This is a genomic window from Pseudomonas sp. FA-1 (assembly GCF_056856075.1).
In genome coordinates this window covers 148,501-169,785 of the sequence record NZ_JBWXTH010000010.1, presented here as the reverse complement: position 1 = coordinate 169,785, position 21,285 = coordinate 148,501, and the positions used below count along the sequence as shown (strand labels likewise).

The 21,285-nt window shown below is 65.3% G+C and carries 16 protein-coding genes; 5 read left to right on the top strand and 11 right to left on the bottom strand.

Going from position 1 to position 21,285, the window contains the following annotated elements; translation table 11 throughout:
- Positions 1 to 76 precede the first annotated feature (76 nt).
- The 6 genes from rpsA to gyrA form a co-directional block, all read right to left on the bottom strand.
- Positions 77 to 1,753, bottom strand: a complete 1,677-nt coding sequence (gene rpsA, locus AC1MHZ_RS18425) for a 30S ribosomal protein S1 (RefSeq protein ID WP_084854918.1) — start codon at positions 1,751 to 1,753, stop codon at positions 77 to 79.
- Positions 1,754 to 1,877: 124 nt separating this feature from the next.
- Positions 1,878 to 2,564 (bottom strand): (d)CMP kinase, encoded by a 687-nt coding sequence (gene cmk, locus AC1MHZ_RS18420; RefSeq protein ID WP_084854917.1) that lies wholly within the window; start codon positions 2,562 to 2,564, stop codon positions 1,878 to 1,880.
- The gene (locus tag AC1MHZ_RS18415; protein ID WP_482966784.1) at positions 2,561 to 4,768 is read right to left on the bottom strand and encodes a bifunctional prephenate dehydrogenase/3-phosphoshikimate 1-carboxyvinyltransferase; all 2,208 of its coding nucleotides are present in this window, start codon (positions 4,766 to 4,768) and stop codon (positions 2,561 to 2,563) included. The genes cmk and AC1MHZ_RS18415 overlap by 4 nt, the downstream gene beginning before the upstream one ends.
- Before the next feature lie 262 nt (positions 4,769 to 5,030).
- Positions 5,031 to 6,125, bottom strand: a complete 1,095-nt coding sequence (gene pheA, locus AC1MHZ_RS18410) for a prephenate dehydratase (RefSeq protein WP_084854915.1) — start codon at positions 6,123 to 6,125, stop codon at positions 5,031 to 5,033.
- Positions 6,125 to 7,210 carry a 3-phosphoserine/phosphohydroxythreonine transaminase gene (gene serC, locus AC1MHZ_RS18405; protein ID WP_482966754.1) on the bottom strand — a complete coding sequence of 362 codons (1,086 nt, stop codon included), beginning with the start codon at positions 7,208 to 7,210 and terminating at the stop codon, positions 6,125 to 6,127. Before serC ends, pheA begins: the two co-directional genes overlap by 1 nt.
- Before the next feature lie 257 nt (positions 7,211 to 7,467).
- On the bottom strand, positions 7,468 to 10,236 hold the full coding sequence (gyrA, locus tag AC1MHZ_RS18400; RefSeq protein ID WP_324816939.1) for a DNA gyrase subunit A: 2,769 nt from the start codon (positions 10,234 to 10,236) through the stop codon (positions 7,468 to 7,470).
- A 117-nt stretch (positions 10,237 to 10,353) separates the two neighbouring features.
- On the opposite strand from gyrA, the gene AC1MHZ_RS18395 reads away from it, so the two are divergent.
- A complete protein-coding gene (locus AC1MHZ_RS18395) occupies positions 10,354 to 10,491 on the top strand; it encodes a hypothetical protein (protein ID WP_172402952.1) in 138 nt (45 codons plus the stop codon).
- A gap of 23 nt (positions 10,492 to 10,514) precedes the next feature.
- On the opposite strand, the gene mtnA is transcribed toward AC1MHZ_RS18395, so the two are convergent.
- Complete coding sequence (gene mtnA, locus AC1MHZ_RS18390) at positions 10,515 to 11,591, bottom strand: S-methyl-5-thioribose-1-phosphate isomerase (protein ID WP_482966753.1); 1,077 nt, start codon at positions 11,589 to 11,591, stop codon at positions 10,515 to 10,517.
- A 109-nt stretch (positions 11,592 to 11,700) separates the two neighbouring features.
- On the opposite strand from mtnA, the gene AC1MHZ_RS18385 reads away from it, so the two are divergent.
- The 4 genes from AC1MHZ_RS18385 to AC1MHZ_RS18370 all read left to right on the top strand — a co-directional run bounded on the left by AC1MHZ_RS18385 (position 11,701) and on the right by AC1MHZ_RS18370 (position 15,279).
- Positions 11,701 to 13,023 (top strand): TRZ/ATZ family hydrolase, encoded by a 1,323-nt coding sequence (locus AC1MHZ_RS18385; protein ID WP_482966752.1) that lies wholly within the window; start codon positions 11,701 to 11,703, stop codon positions 13,021 to 13,023.
- A 61-nt stretch (positions 13,024 to 13,084) separates the two neighbouring features.
- Entirely contained in the window at positions 13,085 to 13,783 is a 699-nt protein-coding gene (ubiG, locus tag AC1MHZ_RS18380; protein ID WP_324816945.1) for a bifunctional 2-polyprenyl-6-hydroxyphenol methylase/3-demethylubiquinol 3-O-methyltransferase UbiG, read from the top strand.
- A gap of 2 nt (positions 13,784 to 13,785) precedes the next feature.
- Complete coding sequence (gene mupP, locus AC1MHZ_RS18375; RefSeq protein WP_084854910.1) at positions 13,786 to 14,457, top strand: N-acetylmuramic acid 6-phosphate phosphatase MupP; 672 nt, start codon at positions 13,786 to 13,788, stop codon at positions 14,455 to 14,457.
- Between the two features lie 81 nt (positions 14,458 to 14,538).
- The gene (locus AC1MHZ_RS18370; RefSeq protein ID WP_084854909.1) at positions 14,539 to 15,279 is read left to right on the top strand and encodes a YciK family oxidoreductase; all 741 of its coding nucleotides are present in this window, start codon (positions 14,539 to 14,541) and stop codon (positions 15,277 to 15,279) included.
- 110 nt (positions 15,280 to 15,389) lie between these two features.
- Here the strand turns inward: AC1MHZ_RS18370 and AC1MHZ_RS18365 are convergent, their stop codons facing one another.
- From AC1MHZ_RS18365 to AC1MHZ_RS18350, 4 genes are all read right to left on the bottom strand, one after another.
- Positions 15,390 to 16,175 (bottom strand): iron-containing redox enzyme family protein, encoded by a 786-nt coding sequence (locus tag AC1MHZ_RS18365; RefSeq protein WP_324816950.1) that lies wholly within the window; start codon positions 16,173 to 16,175, stop codon positions 15,390 to 15,392.
- A gap of 44 nt (positions 16,176 to 16,219) precedes the next feature.
- On the bottom strand, positions 16,220 to 18,676 hold the full coding sequence (locus AC1MHZ_RS18360; protein ID WP_324816952.1) for an EAL domain-containing protein: 2,457 nt from the start codon (positions 18,674 to 18,676) through the stop codon (positions 16,220 to 16,222).
- 148 nt (positions 18,677 to 18,824) lie between these two features.
- Positions 18,825 to 20,657 carry an ABC transporter ATP-binding protein gene (locus AC1MHZ_RS18355; RefSeq protein WP_482966751.1) on the bottom strand — a complete coding sequence of 611 codons (1,833 nt, stop codon included), beginning with the start codon at positions 20,655 to 20,657 and terminating at the stop codon, positions 18,825 to 18,827.
- Positions 20,650 to 21,282, bottom strand: coding sequence for a DsbA family protein (locus AC1MHZ_RS18350; RefSeq protein WP_416767749.1), 633 nt, complete (start codon positions 21,280 to 21,282; stop codon positions 20,650 to 20,652). The genes AC1MHZ_RS18355 and AC1MHZ_RS18350 overlap by 8 nt, the downstream gene beginning before the upstream one ends.
- Positions 21,283 to 21,285 lie beyond the last annotated feature (3 nt).

Genomic DNA, 21,285 nt, shown 5'->3' with positions numbered 1-21,285 from the left:
ACAGGGGGGGGCGTGGGAAGGGCAAAAAAAAAAGGGCGACCCGAAGGTCGCCCCTTTTTTACCGATCAAACAGAACTCAGTTCTGCTTGGCCATAGCTTCGCGCAGCAGCGCGGCCATGGTGGTGTCGGCAGCAGCTTCCGGAGCGTTTTTCAGGCTCTGGATAGCTTCGCGCTCTTCAGCGTCGTCCTTCGACTTGATGGACAGGCTGATGACGCGGGACTTGCGGTCAACGCTGATGATCTTGGCTTCGATCTCGTCGCCTTCCTTCAGGACGTTACGCGCGTCTTCAACGCGGTCACGGCTGATTTCGGAAGCCTTCAGAGTAGCTTCGATGTCGTCGGCCAGGGTGACGATGGCGCCTTTGGCGTCAACTTCCTTGACGGTACCCTTGACGATAGCGCCCTTGTCGTTCAGAGCAACGAAGTTGGAGAACGGATCGTCTTCCAGTTGCTTGATACCCAGGGAGATACGCTCGCGCTCTGGGTCGACCGACAGGATGACGGTTTCCAGCTCGTCGCCCTTCTTGAAGCGACGTACGGCTTCTTCGCCGGACTCGTTCCAGGAGATGTCGGACAGGTGAACCAGGCCGTCGATGCCGCCGTCCAGGCCAATGAAGATACCGAAGTCGGTGATCGACTTGATGGTACCGGTGATCTTGTCACCCTTGTTGAACTGGCTGGAGAAGTCTTCCCATGGGTTGGACTTGCACTGCTTGATGCCCAGGGAGATACGACGACGCTCTTCGTCGATGTCCAGAACCATGACTTCCACTTCGTCGCCAACCTGAACGACTTTCGACGGGTGGATGTTCTTGTTGGTCCAGTCCATTTCGGAAACGTGTACCAGACCTTCAACGCCTTCTTCCAGCTCAGCGAAGCAGCCGTAGTCGGTCAGGTTGGTCACGCGAGCCTGTACGCGGGTACCTTCTGGGTAGCGGGCAGTGATAGCTACCCACGGATCTTCGCCCATCTGCTTCAGACCCAGGGAAACGCGGTTGCGCTCACGGTCGAACTTCAGGACGCGAACGTCGACTTCGTCACCAACGTTGACGATTTCCGACGGGTGCTTGATGCGCTTCCAAGCCATGTCGGTGATGTGCAGCAGGCCGTCGATGCCGCCCAGGTCCACGAAGGCGCCGTAGTCGGTGAGGTTCTTGACGATACCCTTGACCTGTTGGCCTTCCTGCAGGGTTTCCAGCAGGGCTTCGCGCTCGGCGCTGTTCTCGGCTTCCAGCACGCTGCGACGGGAAACGACAACGTTGTTGCGCTTCTGGTCCAGCTTGATGACCTTGAACTCCAGCTCTTTGCCTTCCAGGTGGGTGGTGTCGCGCACAGGGCGGACATCGACCAGGGAGCCCGGCAGGAACGCACGGATGCCGTTAACGTCGACAGTGAAGCCGCCCTTAACCTTACCGTTGATAACGCCCTTGACCACTTCTTCGGCGGCGAAAGCTGCTTCCAGAACAATCCAGCACTCGGCGCGCTTGGCTTTTTCACGGGACAGCTTGGTTTCGCCAAAGCCGTCTTCGACCGCGTCCAGCGCAACGTGAACTTCGTCACCGACCTTGATGGTCAGCTCGCCAGCTTCGTTGATGAACTGCTCGAGCGGGATGACGCCCTCGGACTTCAGGCCAGCGTGAACGGTAACCCAGTCGCCGTCGATGTCGACAACGATACCGGTGATGATCGCGCCCGGCTGAAGATTGAGGGTTTTCAGGCTTTCTTCAAAGAGTTCTGCAAAGCTTTCGCTCATTTTAATTCCTGTAGATTCGGGCGAAACAGACGCCCATAGCCACATTCCAGACAATGTGGGTTTCGTTCATATAAAGGAAAGCCGGCAGGACGTTGACTGGTGACCCTGCCTGCTTCCCTGGTTATCAGAGCAGATCGCGCTGGGCGAGCTCGCTCCTGATACGTTGCAACACCTGCTCGATGGACAACTCGGTGGAGTCCAGCTGGATGGCATCGGCCGCTGGTTTCAACGGGGCCACCGCACGCTGGGTGTCGCGTTCATCGCGCGCACGGATCTCATCCAGCAGACTCGCCAGACTAACATCATCGCCCTTGCCCTTCAACTGCAAATAACGACGTCGTGCGCGTTCCTCCGCACTGGCGGTGAGGAACACTTTCAAGGGCGCGTCCGGGAACACCACGGTGCCCATGTCGCGACCATCGGCGATCAGCCCGGGGGCTTCGCGGAAGGCGCGCTGGCGCTGCAGCAGCGCTTCGCGCACCGCCGGCAGGGAGGCGACCATAGAGGCGCCGGCGCCGACTGTTTCGGTGCGGATCACGTTGCTGACATCCTCACCCTCGAGGATGATCTGTTGAAGCTTACCCGGTTCGGCAGCGATGAACTGCACATCCAGATGGGCGGCCAGGGCCTTGAGCAGCTCTTCGTTGGTCAGGTCGACGCCGTGGTTGGTGGCGTTGAAGGCCAGCAGGCGGTACAGGGCGCCGGAGTCCAGCAGCCTCCAGCCCAGCTCGCGGGCGAGGATGCCGGCGACGGTGCCCTTGCCCGAGCCGCTTGGCCCATCGATGGTGATGACCGGCGCTTGGGAATTCACGGCTTGCCCTCTTCTGCGACGCGGATACCGACTTCGGCGCACAGCGCCAGGAAGTTGGGGAACGAGGTGGCGACGTTGGCGCAGTCATGGATGCGGATCGGTGCGCTGGCACGCAGCGAAGCGACGCTGAAGGCCATGGCGATGCGGTGGTCGCCGTGGCCATGCACTTCGCCGCCGCCGATCTGGCCGCCGTCGATGATGATGCCGTCCGGGGTCGGCTGGCACTTCACACCCAGGGTCAGCAGGCCATCGGCCATGACCTGGATGCGGTCCGACTCCTTGACCCGCAGCTCCTCGGCGCCACGCAGCACGGTGCGCCCTTCGGCGCAGGCCGCGGCGACGAACAGCACCGGGAATTCGTCGATGGCCAGTGGCACGAGTTCTTCGGGAATGTCGATACCCTTGAGCTTGGCACCGCGCACGCGCAGGTCGGCCACCGGCTCGCCGCCGACTTCACGCTGGTTTTCCAGGGTGATGTCGCCGCCCATCAGGCGCAGGATGTCGATCACGCCGGTACGGGTCGGGTTGATGCCCACGTGCTCGAGCACCAGCTCCGAGCCTTCGGCGATGGAGGCCGCGACCAGGAAGAAGGCGGCCGAGGAAATGTCGGCCGGTACTTCGATGCGGGTGGCGCTGAGCTTGCCGCCGGCCTTGAGCGAGGCCACCGGGCCATTGGTCTGCACGTCGTAGCCAAAACCACGCAGCATGCGCTCGGTGTGGTCGCGGGTCGGCGCCGGCTCGGTGACGGTGGTGGTGCCTTCGGCATACAGGCCGGCCAGCAGCAGGCAGGATTTGACCTGGGCACTGGCCATCGGCAGGGTGTAGTCCAGGGCCTTGAGCTTATGGCCACCGCGGATGGTCAGCGGCGGGCGACCTTCAGGGCCGGTCTCGACCACGGCCCCCATTTCACGCAGCGGGTTGGCCACGCGGTTCATCGGGCGCTTGGACAGCGACGCGTCGCCGGTCATGGTCACGTCGAACGGCTGGCCGGCCAGCAGGCCCGAGAGCAGGCGCATGGAGGTGCCGGAGTTGCCGAGGTAGATCGGCCCGGGTGGCGGCTTGAGGCCGTGCAGGCCGACGCCGTGGATGGTCACGCGGCCATGGTGCGGGCCTTCGATGACCACGCCCATGTCGCGGAAGGCTTGCAGGGTCGCCAGGGCATCCTCGCCTTCGAGGAAGCCTTCGACCTCGGTGGTGCCTTCGGCCAGCGAGCCAAGCATGATCGAGCGGTGGGAAATCGACTTGTCGCCCGGAACGCGGATCCGTCCGGACAGGCGGCCACCAGGTTGGGCCAGGAAAATCAGATCGTTGGCGTTCATAGCGTCCACATAGGCCCGGCGGGCCAGGATTTTACTGAAATGCTCGCGGGCAACCCGGGCGCGGGTGAACACACCCAGCAGCTGGTGCCCGTCCCCTGCATCGACCGCGTCGCGCAAGGCGTCGAGGTCGCTGCGAAATGTATCCAGGGTGCGCAGGACAGCCTCGCGGTTGGCGAGGAAGATGTCGTGCCACATGATCGGGTCGCTGCCGGCGATTCTCGTGAAATCGCGGAAGCCTCCCGCAGCGTACCGGAAGATCTCCAGGTTTTCATTGCGCTTGGCCAGGGAATCGACCAAACCGAACGCCAGCAGGTGCGGCAGGTGGCTGGTGGCGGCCAGGACTTCGTCGTGGCGCTCCACCGGCATGTGCTCCACATCGGCGTCCAGCGCGCGCCACAGGCGGTCGACCAGGGCCAGGGCGGCGGGGTCGGTTTCCGGCAGCGGCGTGAGGATGACCTTGTGGCGGCGGAACAGGGTGGCGTTGGAGGCCTCTACCCCGCTCTGCTCGGAACCGGCGATCGGGTGGCCTGGGACGAAGCGCGGCAGGCGCTCGGCGAAGGCTTCGCGGGCGGCACGCACGACATTGCCCTTGGCGCTGCCGACATCGGTGATGATGGCGTCGCCCAGGTCCAGGCGGGCCAGGTGGGCGAGCACCTTTTCCATGGCCAGGATGGGCACGGCCAGCTGGATGACGTCGGCGCCGACGCAGGCGGCGGCCAGGTCCGCTTCGCAGCGGTCGACCACGCCCAGGGACACGGCCAACTTGCGCGACTGGGCATCCAGGTCGACGCCGACCACTTCCCGGCACAGGCCGCTTTCGCGCAGGCCCTTGGCGAAGGAACCGCCGATCAGGCCGAGGCCCACGACCACCAGGCGGCCGATGATGGGGCCGGATTTGCTTGCTGTTACATCAACCACTAGCGCGAATCCTCAGTACGGCGATTGTTGGGGCTGCTTTGCAGCCCATCGCGGGGCAAGCCCGCTCCTACAGAGGGCGTGTGCGCCCTGTGGGAGGCGGGGCTGCTTTGCAGCCCTTCGCGGCGCAAGGCCGCTCCTACCGGAGGTGTGCGGGCCGGGTGGGCACCGCGTGGCCTGTAGGAGCGGGCTTGCCCCGCGATGGGGCGCGACGCGGCCCCGGCGATCTCGATCAAAGCACCGCCTTCGGATAGGACCCCAGCACCTTGAGCGCCACGGCTTCCTGGCTGATCTGCTCCAGCACCGCCTTGATCAACGGGTCGCGGTGGTGGCCGACGAAGTCGATGAAGAACACGTACGTCCACTTGCCGCTGCGCGACGGGCGGGTCTCGATGCGGGTCAGGTCGATGCCGTTCTCGTGGAACGGCACCAGCAGCTCGTGCAGCGCCCCCGGTTTGTTGCTCATAGAGACGATGATCGAGGTCTTGTCGTCGCCGGTCGGCGGCACTTCCTGGTTGCCGATCATCAGGAAGCGCGTGGAGTTGTCCGGGCGGTCCTCGATCTTCTCGGCCAGACGGGTCAGGCCGTACAGGTTCGCCGCCATGTCGCCGGCGATGGCCGCCGAATTCCACTCGCCCTTGACCCGCTTGGCCGCCTCGGCGTTGCTGGACACCGCCACGCGCTCGACATTCGGGTAATGGGCGTCCAGCCATTTGCGGCACTGGGCCAGGGACTGGGCGTGGGAGTAGATGCGGGTGATGCTGTTGGTCTTGGTGTTCTCGCCCACCAGCAGGTGGTGGTGGATGCGCAGCTCGACTTCGCCGCAGATCACCATGTCATGCTCGAGGAAGCTGTCCAGGGTGTGGCTGACCGCACCTTCGGTGGAGTTTTCCACAGGCACCACGCCAAAGTTGACGGCACCGGCGGCCACTTCACGGAACACTTCGTCGATGGCCGCCATCGGGCGGCTGACCACGGCATGGCCGAAGTGCTTCATGGCGGCAGCCTGGGTGAAGGTGCCCTCAGGGCCGAGGTAGGCGACCTTGAGTGGCTCTTCCAAGGCCAGGCAGGACGACATGATCTCGCGGAACAACCGCGCCATCTCTTCGTTGTCCAGCGGGCCCTTGTTGCGCTCCATGACGCGCTTGAGCACCGCAGCCTCGCGCTCGGGGCGGTAGAACACCGGCTTCTCGCCTTCGGCCAGGGAGGCGGTCTTGACCTTGGCCACTTCCTGGGCGCAACGGGCGCGCTCGCTGATCAGCTCGAGGATCTTCTCGTCGAGGCTGTCGATGCGCACGCGCAGCGCCTTGAGCTCCTGTTCGGACATCAGGCGTGCTCCTTCTCGAATTCAGCCATGTAGGCCACCAGGGCGTCGACCGCCTCCAGGCCCAGGGCGTTGTAGATGGAGGCGCGCATGCCGCCGACTGAGCGATGGCCCTTGAGGTTGAGCAGGCCACGGGCGTCGGCGCCGGCCAGGAAGGCTTTGTCCAGGCGCTCGTCGGCCAGGCGGAACGGCACGTTCATCCACGAACGGGCGTTGTGGCTGATCGGGTTGGTGTAGAACTCGCTGGCGTCGATGAAGCTGTACAGGCGGTCTTTCTTGGCGCGGTTGCGCTGCTCCATGGCCTCGACGCCGCCCTGCTCCTTCAGCCATTCGAACACCAGGCCCGAGAGGTACCAGGAATAGGTGGCCGGGGTGTTGTACATCGAGCCGTTGTCGGCGGCGACCTTGTAGTCGAGCATGGTCGGGCAGCTGCTGCGGGCGTGGCCGAGCAGGTCTTCGCGCACGATCACCACCACCAGGCCGCTGGGGCCGATGTTCTTCTGGGCGCCGGCGTAGATCAGGCCGTACTGGGACACATCGATCGGGCGCGAGAGGATGTCGGAGGACATGTCGACCACCAGGGGCACGTCGCCGGTTTCCGGCACCCAGTCGAACTGCAGGCCACCGATGGTCTCGTTGGACGCATAGTGGACGTAGGCCGCGTTCTTGGTCAGGTTCCACTCGTTCTGGCCTGGGATGGCCAGGTAGTCGTAGGGCTTGGCGCTGGCGGCGACGTTGACGTGGCCGAAACGACGCGCTTCCTCGATGGCCTTCTTCGACCAGATCCCGGTCTCGATGTAGTCGGCAGTGCCGCTTTCAGGCAGCAGGTTCAACGGGATCTCGGCGAACTGCTGGCTCGCGCCGCCCTGGAGGAACAGCACCTTGTAGTTGGAGGGGATGGACAGCAGGTCGCGCAGGTCCTGCTCGGCCTTTTCGACGATGGCCACGTAGTCGTCGCTGCGATGGCTCATCTCCATCACCGACAAGCCCTTGCCACGCCAGTCCAGCATTTCGGCCTGGGCACGCTCCAGGACAGCGTCAGGAAGCGCGGCAGGGCCTGCGCAGAAGTTAAAGGCTCGTTTGCTCACATCCACTCTCGCTCTGCCAAATAGTACAAATCGTTCTTGCAGACCACGCACGGGTCCCTGTAGGAGCGGCCTTGTGCCGCGAAAGGGCCGCAAAGCGGCCCCAGCGTGTTGCAGCGCCGCTGAAACCTTGGGGCTGCCCTGTAGCCCTTTCACGGCACAAGGCCGCTCCTACAACGAGACGCGCCGCTACAGCGCAGCCTGCTGTAATCAGTCAAACGGGGCGACCTTGGTCGCCCCGCTCGGGGTGTTGCGTTGGTTTATTCCTGTGGCGCCTCTTCGGCGCCGGCCAGGTCGTCATCCGGTGCGTCGACCTCGACGCCCTCCTCGTCCCCGTCGAGCAGCTCGTCGAGTTCTTCCTCGGAAGGCTCCTGGATACGCTCCAGGCCCACCAGCGTCTCGTCGCTGGCCAGCTTGATCAGCGTCACACCCTGGGTGTTACGGCCCAAGCTGGACACCTCGCCGACGCGGGTCCGCACCAGGGTGCCCTGGTCGGAGATCAGCATGATCTCCTCGCCTTCCTGCACCTGGATGGCGCCGATCAGCAGGCCGTTGCGCCCCTTGGTGCCCATGGCGATGACGCCCTGGCCACCCCGGCCGCGACGCGGGAACTTGGACAGCGGGGTCCGCTTGCCGAAGCCGCGCTCGGAGGCGGTGAGGATCTGCGCGCCGGACTCCGGGATCAGCATGGAGATCACCTGCTGGCCCTTGCCCAGCTTCATGCCACGTACGCCACGGGCGGTACGGCCCATCTCACGCACCACGCTCTCGGCGAAGCGGATCACCTTGCCGGCGTCGGAGAACATCATGACTTCCTTGGCGCCGTCGGTGATGGCCGCGGCGATCAGGGTGTCACCTTCCTTGAGCTTCAGCGCGATCAGGCCGCTGGTACGCGGACGGGCGAACTGGGCCAGCGGGGTCTTCTTGACGGTACCGAAGGCGGTGGCCATGAAGATGTACGCACCGGTCGGCTCGGCCACCCACTCAGGGGTGTCGCCGTCTTCCTCGTCGACTTCCTCGGCCTCGACCACTTCCCCTTCGAGCACGGTGTCGTCGGCGTCCTCCAGCTCTTCGTCGCCGTCGGCGTTCTGCTGCAGGGCCTCCAGGTCGATCTGCAGCATGGCGGTGATGCGCTCACCTTCCTCCAGCGGCAACAGGTTGACCAGCGGGCGACCACGGGCGGCACGGGACGCCTCGGGGATTTCGTAGGTCTTGAGCCAGTACACCTTGCCCTTGCTGGAGAACAGCAACAGGGTGGCGTGGCTGTTGGCGACCAGCAGGTGCTCGATGTAGTCCTCGTCCTTCACGCCGGTGGCCGACTTGCCCTTGCCGCCGCGGCGCTGGGCCTGGTAGGCGGACAGCGGCTGAGTCTTGGCATAGCCGCCGTGGGAAATGGTCACCACGCGCTCTTCTTCGGGGATCATGTCGCCGTAGCTGAGGTCGTGGGTGGCGTTGAGGATCTCGGTGCGACGGGCATCGCCGTATTCGGCGCGGACCGCTTCGAGCTCCTCGCGGATCACTTCCATCAGGCGCTCGGCGCTGCTCAGGATGCGGATCAGCTCGCCGATCTGTTCGAGGATCTCCTGGTACTCGGCCAGCAGCTTCTCGTGCTCCAGGCCGGTCAGGCGGTGCAGGCGCAGGTCCAGGATGGCCTGGGCCTGTTCCGGCGACAGGTAGTACTTGCCGTCACGCAGGCCGTACTGCTCTGGCAGGTCTTCCGGGCGGCAGGAGTCGGCGCCGGCGCGCTCGACCATGACCTGCACGGCACTGGACTCCCAGGCGGTGCTGACCAGGGCTTCCTTCGCCTCGGACGGGGTCGGCGAAGCCTTGATCAGGGCGATCACCGGGTCGATGTTGGACAGCGCGACCGCCTGGCCTTCGAGGATATGGCCACGCTCGCGGGCCTTGCGCAGCTCGAACACGGTACGGCGGGTCACCACTTCGCGGCGGTGACGGACGAACGCTTCGAGCAGGTCCTTGAGGTTGAGCAGGCGTGGGCGGCCGTCGATCAGGGCGACCATGTTGATGCCGAACACGCTCTGCAGCTGGGTCTGCGCATAAAGGTTGTTGAGCACCACCTCCGGCACCTCGCCGCGACGCAGCTCGATGACGATGCGCATGCCGTCCTTATCGGACTCGTCGCGCAGCTCGGTGATGCCTTCGATCTTCTTCTCTTTGACCAGCTCGGCGATCTTCTCGATCAGCCGCGCCTTGTTCAACTGGTACGGCAGCTCGGTGACGACGATCTGCTGGCGACCGCCGGTCTTGTCCTTGTCGATGTCCTCGATTTCGGAGCGGGCACGCATATAGATGCGGCCACGGCCGGTGCGGTAGGCCTCGATGATGCCCTGGCGACCGTTGATCAGGCCGGCGGTGGGGAAGTCGGGGCCGGGAATGAACTGCATCAGCTCATCGACCGACACCTCGGGGTTGTCGATCAGTGCGAGGCAGCCGTCGATGACCTCGCCCAGGTTGTGCGGCGGGATGTTGGTCGCCATGCCCACGGCGATACCGCTGGAACCGTTGACCAGCAGGTTGGGGATCTTGGTCGGCATGACCGCCGGGATCTGTTCGGTGCCGTCGTAGTTGGGCACCCAGTCGACGGTTTCCTTGTGCAGGTCGGCCAGCAGCTCGTGGGCCAGCTTGGCCATGCGCACTTCGGTGTATCGCATGGCCGCGGCGTTGTCGCCGTCCACCGAACCGAAGTTGCCCTGGCCATCGACCAGCAGGTAGCGCAGCGAGAACGGCTGCGCCATGCGCACGATGGTGTCATAGACCGCGGTGTCGCCGTGGGGGTGGTACTTACCGATGACGTCACCGACCACACGGGCGGACTTCTTGTACGGCTTGTTCCAGTCGTTGCCCAGTTCGCTCATCGCGTAGAGAACGCGGCGATGCACGGGCTTCAAGCCGTCACGCGCATCGGGCAGTGCACGCCCGACAATCACGCTCATCGCGTAGTCGAGGTAAGACTGTCTCAGTTCGTCTTCGATATTGACCGGGAGGATTTCTTTGGCCAGTTCGCCCATGAGAAGCCTGATTCCTTTTTCTGGTGAAACTTCGTCGTTTCCCTCGTAGGACGAACGAAGCTCGCCGCCGCAACGCACAGTGGTGCGACGACTTACGACAAATCAATGAGTTGAGCCATGGATCTGCGCAATGAAGGCCGCTTCAACGAGCGGGCCTGGAAACTGCCGGATGGTATCACAAAGGCGTGGGGCGTGGGAGATATGGCAGGTTGCCGCTGCGCCCGTAAAAACGCCGTTTTTCCTGCCCCACGATGAGGCCATCGTAAAGTCCTGAGCGGTCAGTGCAAACGCTTGCGACAAATCAACTGCGCAATCTTGGCCGTATCGGGCCGTTCGACCACGCCCCGCTCGGTCACGATCACATCGACCAGGTCCGCTGGCGTCACATCGAATACCGGGTTGTACACCTCGACCTCGGCAGCGACCCGATTGCCGCCCACATCCAGCAACTCGTCGGCCTCACGCTCTTCCAGCGGGATATCCTCGCCGGTGGCCAGGTTGAGGTCGATGGTGGTACTCGGCGCCACCACCATGAAACGCACGCCATGGTGCATGGCGGCCACCGCCAGCTGGTAGGTGCCGATCTTGCCGGCCACATCGCCGTTGGCGGCGATGCAGTCCGCGCCCACCACCACCCAGGTGATGCCCTTGGTCTTCATCAGGTGCGTCATGGCCGAGTCGGCGCACAGCGTCGCCGGGATGCCTTCATGGGCCAGCTCCCAGGCGGTCAGGCGCGAGCCGTGCAGCCAGGGGCGGGTCTCGCCGGCGTACACCCGCTCGACCATACCCTCCAGGTAGGCCGCCCGGATCACCCCCAGCGCGCTGCCGAAACCGCCGCTGGCCAGGGCGCCGGCATTGCCGTAGGTGAGCAGGGCCTGGGCGTTGCCCTGCTGCCGGCGGATCAGCTCGATGCCATGCTGGGCCATGGTCAGGTTGGCTTCGCGGTCGCTTTCGTGGATGGCCATCGCCTCGGCCTCCATCGCCGCCAGCACGTCTTCGTCGGCGCGCAGCCGCTGCAGGCGTTCACGCATGCGGTTGAGCGACCAGAACAGGTTGGCGGCGGTGGGTCGGGCCTCGGCCAGGGCGAGGAAGTCCTCTTCCAGCGCATGCTCCCAGTCCTCGCCCTCGGCCAGGCGCTGGCGCACGGCGAGCACCAGGCCGTAGGCGGCGCTGATACCGATGGCCGAGGCCCCGCGCACGGCCATCTGGCGGATCGCCTGCACTACCGAAGCCACGTCGGTGCAGGCCAGCCAGTGCTCACGCGCAGGCAGCAGGCGCTGGTCGAGCAGATGCAAGGTGCCATCCCGCCACTGGATGCCGGTCACCTTCTCCGCCGCCAAAAGTCGCTCGCGCATCGCCTCTCCCCGTCGTTCGCTGATCAAAAGCGGCCGATTATAGCGAGCCTCTGTCACGGGCGCTCGGGTATACTGCGCGTTCTATCTATCAGAACCAGGTGCCCCACGCATGCCCACAGCCCCCTCCCCCCTCGACCTGCTGCTCGTGCCGGGCTGGCTGGTCCCCGTGGAGCCGGCCGGGGTGGTGCTCGTGGAACACGCGCTGGGCATCCGCGACGGCCTGATCGCCTGGCTCGGCCCGCGCGACCGGGCGCCCGCGGCGCATGAGGTGCGCGAGTTGCCCGATTGCCTGCTGTGTCCGGGGCTGATCAACGCTCACGGCCATGCGGCCATGACCCTGCTGCGCGGCCTGGCCGACGACCTGCCGCTGATGACCTGGCTCAAGGCGCACATCTGGCCGGCCGAGGGCCGCTGGGTCGATGAAGCCTTCGTGCGCGACGGCACGGACCTGGCCATCGCCGAAATGCTCAAGGGCGGCATCACCTGCTTCGCCGACATGTATTTCTTCCCCCGGGAGGCCTGCGACCGGGTGCACCGCAGCGGTATTCGCGCGCAAATCGCCGTGCCGTTGCTGGACGTCTCCATCCCCGGCGCCCGCACGCCGGACGAAGGCCTGCACCAGGCCATCGAGCTGTTCGATGACCTGCGCCACCACCCGCGCATCAGCATCGCCCTCGGGCCGCACGCGCCCTACACGGTCAGCGACGAGAACCTGGAGAAGATCCGCGTCATCGCCGACCAGCTGGACGCGCCGCTGCACATGCACATCCACGAGACCGCCGGCGAAGTCGAACAGGCCCTGGCCGACAGCGGCGAGCGGCCGCTGGCGCGCCTGGCCCGCCTGGGCCTGCTGGGCCCGCGCCTGCAGGCGGTGCACATGACCCAGGTCAGCGACGACGACCTGGCCCTGCTGGTAGAAAGCGACACCAGCGTGGTGCACTGCCCCGAATCCAACCTCAAGCTGGCCAGCGGCTTCTGCCCGGTGGAACGCCTGTGGCAAGCCGGCGTCAATGTGGCAGTGGGCACCGATGGCGCAGCCAGCAACAACGACCTGGACCTGCTCGGCGAAACCCGCACCGCAGCCCTGCTGGCCAAGGCGGTGGCAGGTTCGGCCACGGCACTGGACGCCCACCGAGCGCTGCGCATGGCCACGCTCAACGGCGCCCGCGCCCTGGGCCTTGAGGCCGTCACCGGTTCGCTGGAGCTGGGCAAAGCGGCCGACCTGGTGGCCTTCGACCTGTCGGGGCTGGCGCAGCAGCCGGTCCACGACCCGGTTTCACAACTGATCTACGCCACCGGCCGCGACTGCGCGCGGCACGTCTGGGTCGCCGGCCGGCAACTGCTCGACGAGCGCCGCCTGGTGCAGATGGACGAACAGGCCCTGACGGCCACCGCCCGCGCCTGGGGCGCGCGCATCGCAGGCAACGAATGACCGGCTGCCAGCCAAGGCTTGCGCCAGTAGCACTTTTATCGAAGATTCAGAGGATTGTTCCATGAGCAACGTCGACCACGCCGAAATCGCCAAGTTCGAAGCCCTGGCCCACCGTTGGTGGGACCGCGAGAGCGAGTTCAAGCCGCTGCACGACATCAACCCGCTGCGGGTCAACTGGATCGACGAGCGCGTGGGCCTGGCCGGCAAGAAGGTACTGGACGTCGGCTGCGGCGGCGGCATCCTCAGTGAGGCCATGGCCCTGCGTGGCGCCAGCGTCACCGGCATCGACATGGGCGAGGCGCCGCTGGCGGTGGCCCAACTGCACCAGCTGGAGTCAGGTGTCGAAGTGCAATACCGGCGCATCACCGCCGAGGACATGGCCGAGGAGATGGCCGGCCAGTTCGACGTGGTCACCTGCCTCGAGATGCTCGAACACGTGCCGGATCCATCCTCGGTGATCCGCGCCTGCCACCGCCTGGTCAAGCCCGGCGGCCAGGTGTTCTTCTCCACCATCAACCGCAACCCCAAGGCCTACCTGCTGGCCATCGTCGGCGCCGAGTACATCCTCAAGATGCTGCCGCGCGGCACCCACGACTTCAAGAAGTTCATCCGCCCGTCCGAGCTGGGTGCCTGGAGCCGTACCGCAGGCCTGGAGGTCAAGGACATCATCGGCCTGACCTACAACCCGCTGACCAAGCACTACAAGCTCTGCAGCGACGTGGACGTCAACTACATGATCCAGACCCTGCGCGAGGAATGAGCATGCGTTTGCGAGCCGTACTCTTCGACATGGATGGCACTCTGCTGGACACCGCGCCAGACTTCATCGCCATCTGCCAGGGCATGCTGGCTGACCGCGGCCTGCCGGCCATCGACGACCAGCGCATCCGCGACGTGATCTCCGGCGGCGCCCGCGCCATGGTCGCGGCCACCTTCGCCCTGGACCCGGACGCCGAAGGCTTCGAGGCCCTGCGCCTGGAGTTCCTGGAGCGCTACCAGCGCGACTGCGCCGTGCACAGCAAGCTGTTCGACGGCATGGCCGAGCTGCTCGAGGACATCGAGAAAGGCAACCTGCTGTGGGGCGTGGTGACCAACAAGCCGGTGCGTTTCGCCGAACCCATCATGCAGCGCCTGGGCCTGGCCGAGCGCTCGGCCCTGCTGATCTGCCCGGACCACGTCAAGAACAGCAAGCCCGACCCCGAGCCGCTGATCCTGGCCTGCAAGACCCTCGACCTGGACCCGGCCAGCGTCCTGTTCGTGGGCGACGACCTGCGCGACATCGAGTCCGGCCGCGACGCCGGCACCCGCACGGCGGCGGTGCGTTATGGCTATATTCATCCTCAGGACAACCCCAACAACTGGGGGGCCGATGTGGTGGTGGACCACCCGTTGGACCTGCGCAAGGTGATCGACAGCGCGCTGTGCGGCTGCTGAACATCTGGCACCGCAATTCCTGTGGGAGCGGGTTTGCCCCCACAAGGCTTCGCGCAAGATTTATGAACAAGGACACCTGACATGTTCGACTACACCGCCCGCCCGGACCTGCTCAAAGGCCGGATCATCCTGGTCACCGGCGCCGGCCGTGGCATCGGTGCCGCCGCCGCCAAGGCCTATGCCGCCCTGGGCGCCACGGTGCTGCTGCTGGGCAAGACCGAGGCCAACCTCAACGAGGTCTACGACCAGATCGAGGCCGCCGGCCACCCGCAGCCGGTGGTGATCCCGTTCAACCTGGAAACCGCCCTGCCCCACCAGTACAACGAGCTGGCGGTGATGATCGAGGACCAGTTCGGGCGCCTCGACGGGCTGCTCAACAACGCCTCGATCATCGGCCCGCGCACGCCGCTGGAGCAGCTCTCGGGCGACAACTTCATGCGGGTGATGCACATCAACGTCAACGCCACCTTCATGTTGACCAGCACCCTGCTGCCGCTGCTCAAGCTGTCCGAGGACGCCTCGGTGGTGTTCACCTCCAGCAGCGTCGGGCGCAAGGGCCGGGCGTACTGGGGTGCCTATGGGGTGTCGAAGTTCGCCACCGAGGGCCTGATGCAGACCCTGGCCGACGAGCTGGAAGGCGTAGCGCCGGTGCGTGCCAACAGCATCAACCCGGGCGCGACCCGCACCGCCATGCGCGCCCAGGCCTACCCGAGCGAAAATCCGCAGAACAACCCGCTGCCCGAAGAGATCATGCCGGTGTACCTGTACCTGATGGGGCCGGACAGCGCTGGGGTGAACGGGCAGGCGTTCAACGCTCAATAAGAGCTGCCTGGGCTGACGTAATCGCCGGCAAGCCGGCTCCCACAGGTATTGCGGTGTCTCTGAAAACAGCGCAGGACAAGTGGGAGCCGGCTTGCCGGCGATAGGGCCTGTCAGCCGGCCGCCAGTGCCGGCCTCATCCGCTCTTGCTGGCGATTCTCCAGCTGCATGCACCGCTCCAGGAACAGGAACATGCAGTCATAGCTCTTGCAGATGGTCCTGCGCAGTTCGCTCCTGAGCCCTTGGGTCGGGTTCTCCCCGGCCAGCGTACAGATGATCTCCAGCGCCTCCCAGGGGTGCGCATCATCGTACTGCGCATGCAACTTCAGCCACTTCATCGCCCGCTTGCGAATCGCGTCAGGGAAGCCCTGGGCATAGGTATCGGTCGAGCACACCAGCGCCGCCCACTCACCGGTGGCGCCTTCGATGGCATAGTTGGTGGCAGCCATCGACAGCGCCAACGACTCGGTGGCGCATACCCGCCAGCACCAGTCGTTGAGGCCATTGAGCTCCGGTGGCACCTCCTGGGCCTGCAGGTCGGCCAGGCTCACGCCATGGGCCTGGCACCAGTGCAACCAGTAGTCGGCATGGTTGAGCTCGACGCGGATGTTGCGCATCAGCCAGCGCCGCGCCATGTCCTCGCCGGGGTGGCGGGCGTAGCGGGTCTTGGTGATGTTGTGGGCCATGTACAGCGAGAACTGCTCGACCACCGGCCAGCCACCGATCAGGTACTGGCGGATGGTTTGCTGCTTGAGCTCGCCATCGCGCAGGCGCTGGTAGAACTCATGCTCCACCACCCGCCGCTTGCTTTCACGGCAGTCTTCGAGCAGTTGCTGGGCCCAGGTGGGGTAGCTTGCAGGGTCCATCAGAGGACCGATCCGAACGAATGTATCAATCACTTTCCAGCTCCTTGAATCATGTGATCATCCGGACGGCTCCTTTTTTAACGAAAGGTCCCAGGCGCCCGGTGCAACAGGGGCCTTGCGGCTATTCGTTGGCGTTGCAGGCTGTCGCAGGTGAATACCTGCGGCCGCTCGATGAGGTAACCCTGGGCATAATCCACGCCGATTTCCTGCAACGCCTGCTCGATCAACGGCGTCTCGACGAACTCGGCGATGGTCCGCTTGCCCATGACATGGCCGATGTGATTGATCACCTCGACCATGGCACGGTTGATGGGGTCATCGAGCATGTCTTTGACGAAACTTCCGTCGATCTTCAGGAAGTCTACAGGCAGATGTTTCAAGTACGCGAATGACGACATCCCGGCACAGAAGTCGTCCAGGGAGAACTTGCAGCCCAGGCCTTTCAATTCATTGATGAAGCGAATGGCACTGCCGAGATTGGCGATAGCGCTGGTCTCGGTAATTTCGAAACAGACCAGCCGCGGCGGTATGCGGAACTCCTCGAACAAGCGGTGCAGGTACTCCAGGAACTTGTCATCGCCGATGCTCGAGCCCGACAGGTTGATGGCGCACATGGCCAGCGGGCCATCCCGGCCTTCGTCCAGGCTTTGGCGGATGACCTGGAACACGTTGCGCACCACCCAGCGATCCAGGGCAGTCATCATGCCGTAGCGTTCGGCGGCAGGAATGAAGGTGCTGGGCAGGATGGTGCGGCCGCTTTCGTCATGCAGGCGCAGCAGGATCTCCAGATGCCCCGGCCCCTCGATAGCAGTCAGCGGGGCGATTTCCTGGGCATACAGGCAGAAGCGGTTTTCCTCCAGGGCCACATGCAGGCGCTGGATCCAGGCCATTTCGCCGAAGCGCAGCGACAGTTCGCTGTCGTCGGGGTGGTACACCTGCACCCGGTTGCGCCCCTTTTCCTTGGCCATGTAGCAGGCCATGTCGGCGGCGCGCAGAGACGCCTCCAGGGTGCCGGCCGGCTGGGCGATGTGCACAAGGCCGATGCTCACGGTGGTGACGAAGGGCCGCCCCTTCCACACGAAGTGCAGGGTCTGCACGGCCTGGCGCAGCTGCTCGGCGATGCGCTCGGCCTGCTCCGGCGGGCAGTTTTCCAGCAACACACCGAATTCGTCGCCGCCCAGGCGCGCCAGGGTATCGCCTTCACGCAGGCCCGCCTGCAGCACCGCACAGATATGCCGCAACAGCTCATCGCCCGCGGCATGGCCACTGGTGTCATTGACCAGCTTGAACTGGTCCAGGTCCAGGAACATCAATGAATGTCGCCCGGCCTGACGGGTCAGGCCGTTGAGCGCCTGTTCCAGGCGATATTCGAACTCGCGACGGTTGGCGAGGCCGGTCAAGGCATCGTGAGTCGCCTGCCAGGACAGGTTGGCGATGTACTGGCGTTCCTGGGTCATGTCGTGCAGCGCCAGCACCAGGCCGGTCACCTGGTTGTCGCTGTAGATCGGCGAACCCACCAGGCTGATCGACACCGTGCTGCCATCCAGGCGCTGGATCAGCCGGGCATGCTCGGAGCCCCCCTTGAGGCTGCCGCTGAGCACCTGCTCGACCAAGGTGCGGTTGTCATGCTCGGCATGCTCGTCCACCAGGCTGAACAACGCCGCCAGGGGCATCCCCTGGGCCTGGCCGGCCGGCCAGTGGGTGAGCAGTTCGGCAGCGGGGTTCATGTAGACGATGAGGCCGTCGACGTCGGTGGTGATCACCGCATCGCCGATCGACTGCAAGGTGATCTGCGCGCGCTCGCGCTCGGCCTGCAAGGCCTGGGCGAAGGCCTGGCGCTGACCCAGCAGCTTGCTCGAACGGCGCCAGGCGATGGTGATCAGGAACAAGGCCGTGGCCAGGTTGGTGATCAGCAGCACGCGCAACAGCATGCGCGAACCTTCCCCCAGGGCATCGCTGAAGGCCCTGGCGGCCGGCGTCACGCCTTCATTGATGGCAACGATGCGGGCCCGCCAGGCGTTGACTTGCGCCGGGGTGACCTGGCCCTGGGTGAAACCTGCACGCATTTCATTGGCCACCACGTCCAGTTGACGCAGGTAGTCGTCGCCGATGTCCCAGTAGGCGATGGCCGTTTCCATGTAGCTGATATGGCGAAAGTTGCGATAGAACCAGATGATCCGGGCGACGTCGTCGGGGTGGTTGCCGCCTTGCAGGATGCCCTTGCGCGCGGCCTCCACGTCCGGGTTGGACTGGTCCAGCGCCAGGCGCAACTCGCGGTCGCCCTTGGGCACCTCGGTGGCCTGCAGGTAGCGCTGGTAGGTGCGCTCGTCGCGGGTGTCGGCATACAGGCTGAGGTAGTAGATGGCGTCCTTCTGGGCTTTGGACCACAGGCTTTCGCCCGCGACATAGGCGCGCACGGCGGACATGGCATAAAGGCTCATGCTGCCCAGCAGCACCTGGAAAATCACAACAGCGACGAACGGCCAGGTGATGCCCAGCAACTTCGGCGCTTCGAGAGTCCGATTTCCCTTCATGTAATCCTTGTCACCGAACAGGTAGGCGCATGTCGACCCAGACAAGCACAGCGTAGGCCATTTGCCAGGGATTCGACGGGTATTTTAGAGCCTGGAAGGGGCCGCTGCCCGGCCCAATCGCGGGGCAAGCCCGCTCCCACAGGGGTGTTCAAGTCTGCTGCAAATGCCCATACAGTTTGGCATACAGGCCACCCTCGGCGATCAACTGCTGGTGATCGCCATCCTCGGCCACGTGCCCACCGTCGAACACCAGTACCCGGTCCGCCTGCTTAACCGCAGACAAGCGGTGGGCGATGATCAAGGTGGTACGCCCGCTCAGGAAACACGCCATGGCCTGGTGCAGGTTGTACTCGGTGGCGGCGTCCAGGGCCGAGGTGGCTTCGTCGAGGATCACCACCTTGGGCTCGGCCAGGATCATGCGGGCGATCGCCAGGCGCTGGCGCTGGCCGCCCGACAGGCGCACGCCGGAGCGCCCCACCACGCTGTCCAGGCCCTGGGGCAAGGCGGCGATGGTGGCATCCAGTTGGGCGATGCGCAGGGCCTGCCAGCAGGCCTCGTCGCTGCAGTCGCGACCCAGGGTGAGGTTGGCGCGCACGCTGTCGTTGAACAGCGAAGGGTGCTGCAACACCACCGCGACATTCTCGCGCAGGGTCTCGTAGCCGATTTCCTGAAGGCTCGCACCGCCGAAGCGGATGGTACCGCCCTGGGCGCTGTACAGGCCCAGCAGCAGCTGCACCAGGGTGCTCTTGCCGCCGCCGCTGGCCCCCACGATCGCCACCTTCTCGCCGGCGGCGATGGACAGGTCCAGGTGTTCCAGCACCGGCTCCTCGGCATAGGCGAAACGCAGGTCACGCACCTCGATGCCGACCGTGTCGCGCCCGGCGAAGGGGTCGACGGCCGCCGGGTACTGGGGCTCGTCGGCCCGTGCCAGCAGCTCGTTGAGCCGGCTCAGGGCGCCGCCGGCGGCATAATAGGCGTACTGCAGGTTGAGCAACTGCTCCACCGGCCCGATCATGAACCACAGGTAGCTGAACACCGCCAGCATCTGGCCGATGGACAGGTCGGAGAACAGCACCGTGAGCATGGCCGCAGCACGGAAGATATCGATGCCGAACTGGAACAACAATCCACTGGCACGGCCGCTGGCGTCGCTTTTCCACTGCGAGGCCACGGCATAATCGCGCACCTCCCGGGCCCGCAGGCCAAGGCGGCCGAGGAAATAGCCCTGGCGGTTGCCGGCGCGCACCTCCTGGATGGCATCCAGGGTCTCGGCCAGGGCCTGGGTGAAGCGCGCGGTACTGTCGTTCTCCAGCTTCTTCAGGTGCTTGACCCGCTTGCCCAACTGCACGGTGAAGTAGATCACCAGCGGGTTGAACAGCAGGATCAGCATGGCCAGCTGCCAGTGCATCCAGATCAGGATGGCGGCGGTGCCGGTGAGGGTGAGCACGGCCACCAGGAAGCGGCTCAGGGTCTCGCCGACGAATTTGTCCAGGGTGTCCAGGTCGGTGACCAGGTGCGTGGTCACCGTCCCGCTGCCCAGGCTTTCGTACTCCTTGAGGGAGATCCGCTTGAGCCGCTCGATCAGGCGGATGCGCAAACGGTACACGATGTCCTTGGCCAGGCCCGCGAACAGCTTGGCCTGGACCACGTTGAAGGCCAGCGCGGCCAGGCGCAGGCCAAGGGTGGCGAACAGCATCAGGCCGATGTAGCCGGCCGCCACTTGCCAGCTGCCGGGCAGGAAGTGGTTCATCCACTTGAGCGCGGCGTCGCCATGGCCCAGCAGCACCTCGTCCACCAGCAACGGCAGCAGCAACGGGATCGGCACACTGCACAAGGCGGCGAGCACGGCCACCAGGTTGGCGGTCCACAGGGCTTTCTTGTGGTGCAGGGCCAGGCGGCGGATTTCCGCCCAGCTCAAGCGATCGGGCACAGCGGGGGCCTTCCCCGGCACAGGGTCGGACGACCCCGGCAGGTCAAGCACAAGCGGCCTGCTGCAGCCAGCGGCCGAGCAAGGGTTGCAGACGCTCCAGCGGCTGGTAGCCGTTGGTCAGCAGGGCCAGCTGGCCATTGCGCTCGGCCAGCAGGGTCGGGAAGCCGGCGATACCGAGGTCTTGCACCCAACTGAAGTCGGCCGCGGTGGCGGCACGGGTATCGGGGCTGGAGAACGCTTCGGCGAAACGTGCACGGTCGAAACCGACCTGCTCGGCCAGTTCCACCAACTGCGGGGCACGGGTGACGTCCACGCCCTGCTCGTAGAAGGCCTGCTGGATCGCTGCCAGCAATGGCCAGGCACGCTCGGCATCGAGCTCGCGGGCAGCCACCAGGGCGCGGCAGGCAGGCTCGGTGTCGTAGACGAAGCCGTCAGGCATGGCGCCCTCGAAGCGAAAAGCCTGGCCGGTGGCCTCGGCGACCGCCTGCCAGTGCTCGAGGATGTAGCGGCGAGTCGAGGCGTCCAGGGCACTGCTGCCCGAGCGCAGCCCGCCGGGCACCAGGCGCGTCGGCACGCCGGCCGCACGGGCCTGGGCGATCAGCGCCTCGGCCACCGGGGCGAAGCCCCAGCACCAGGAGCACATCGGGTCCATCACATACAGCAGGCGTGCGGACATGCA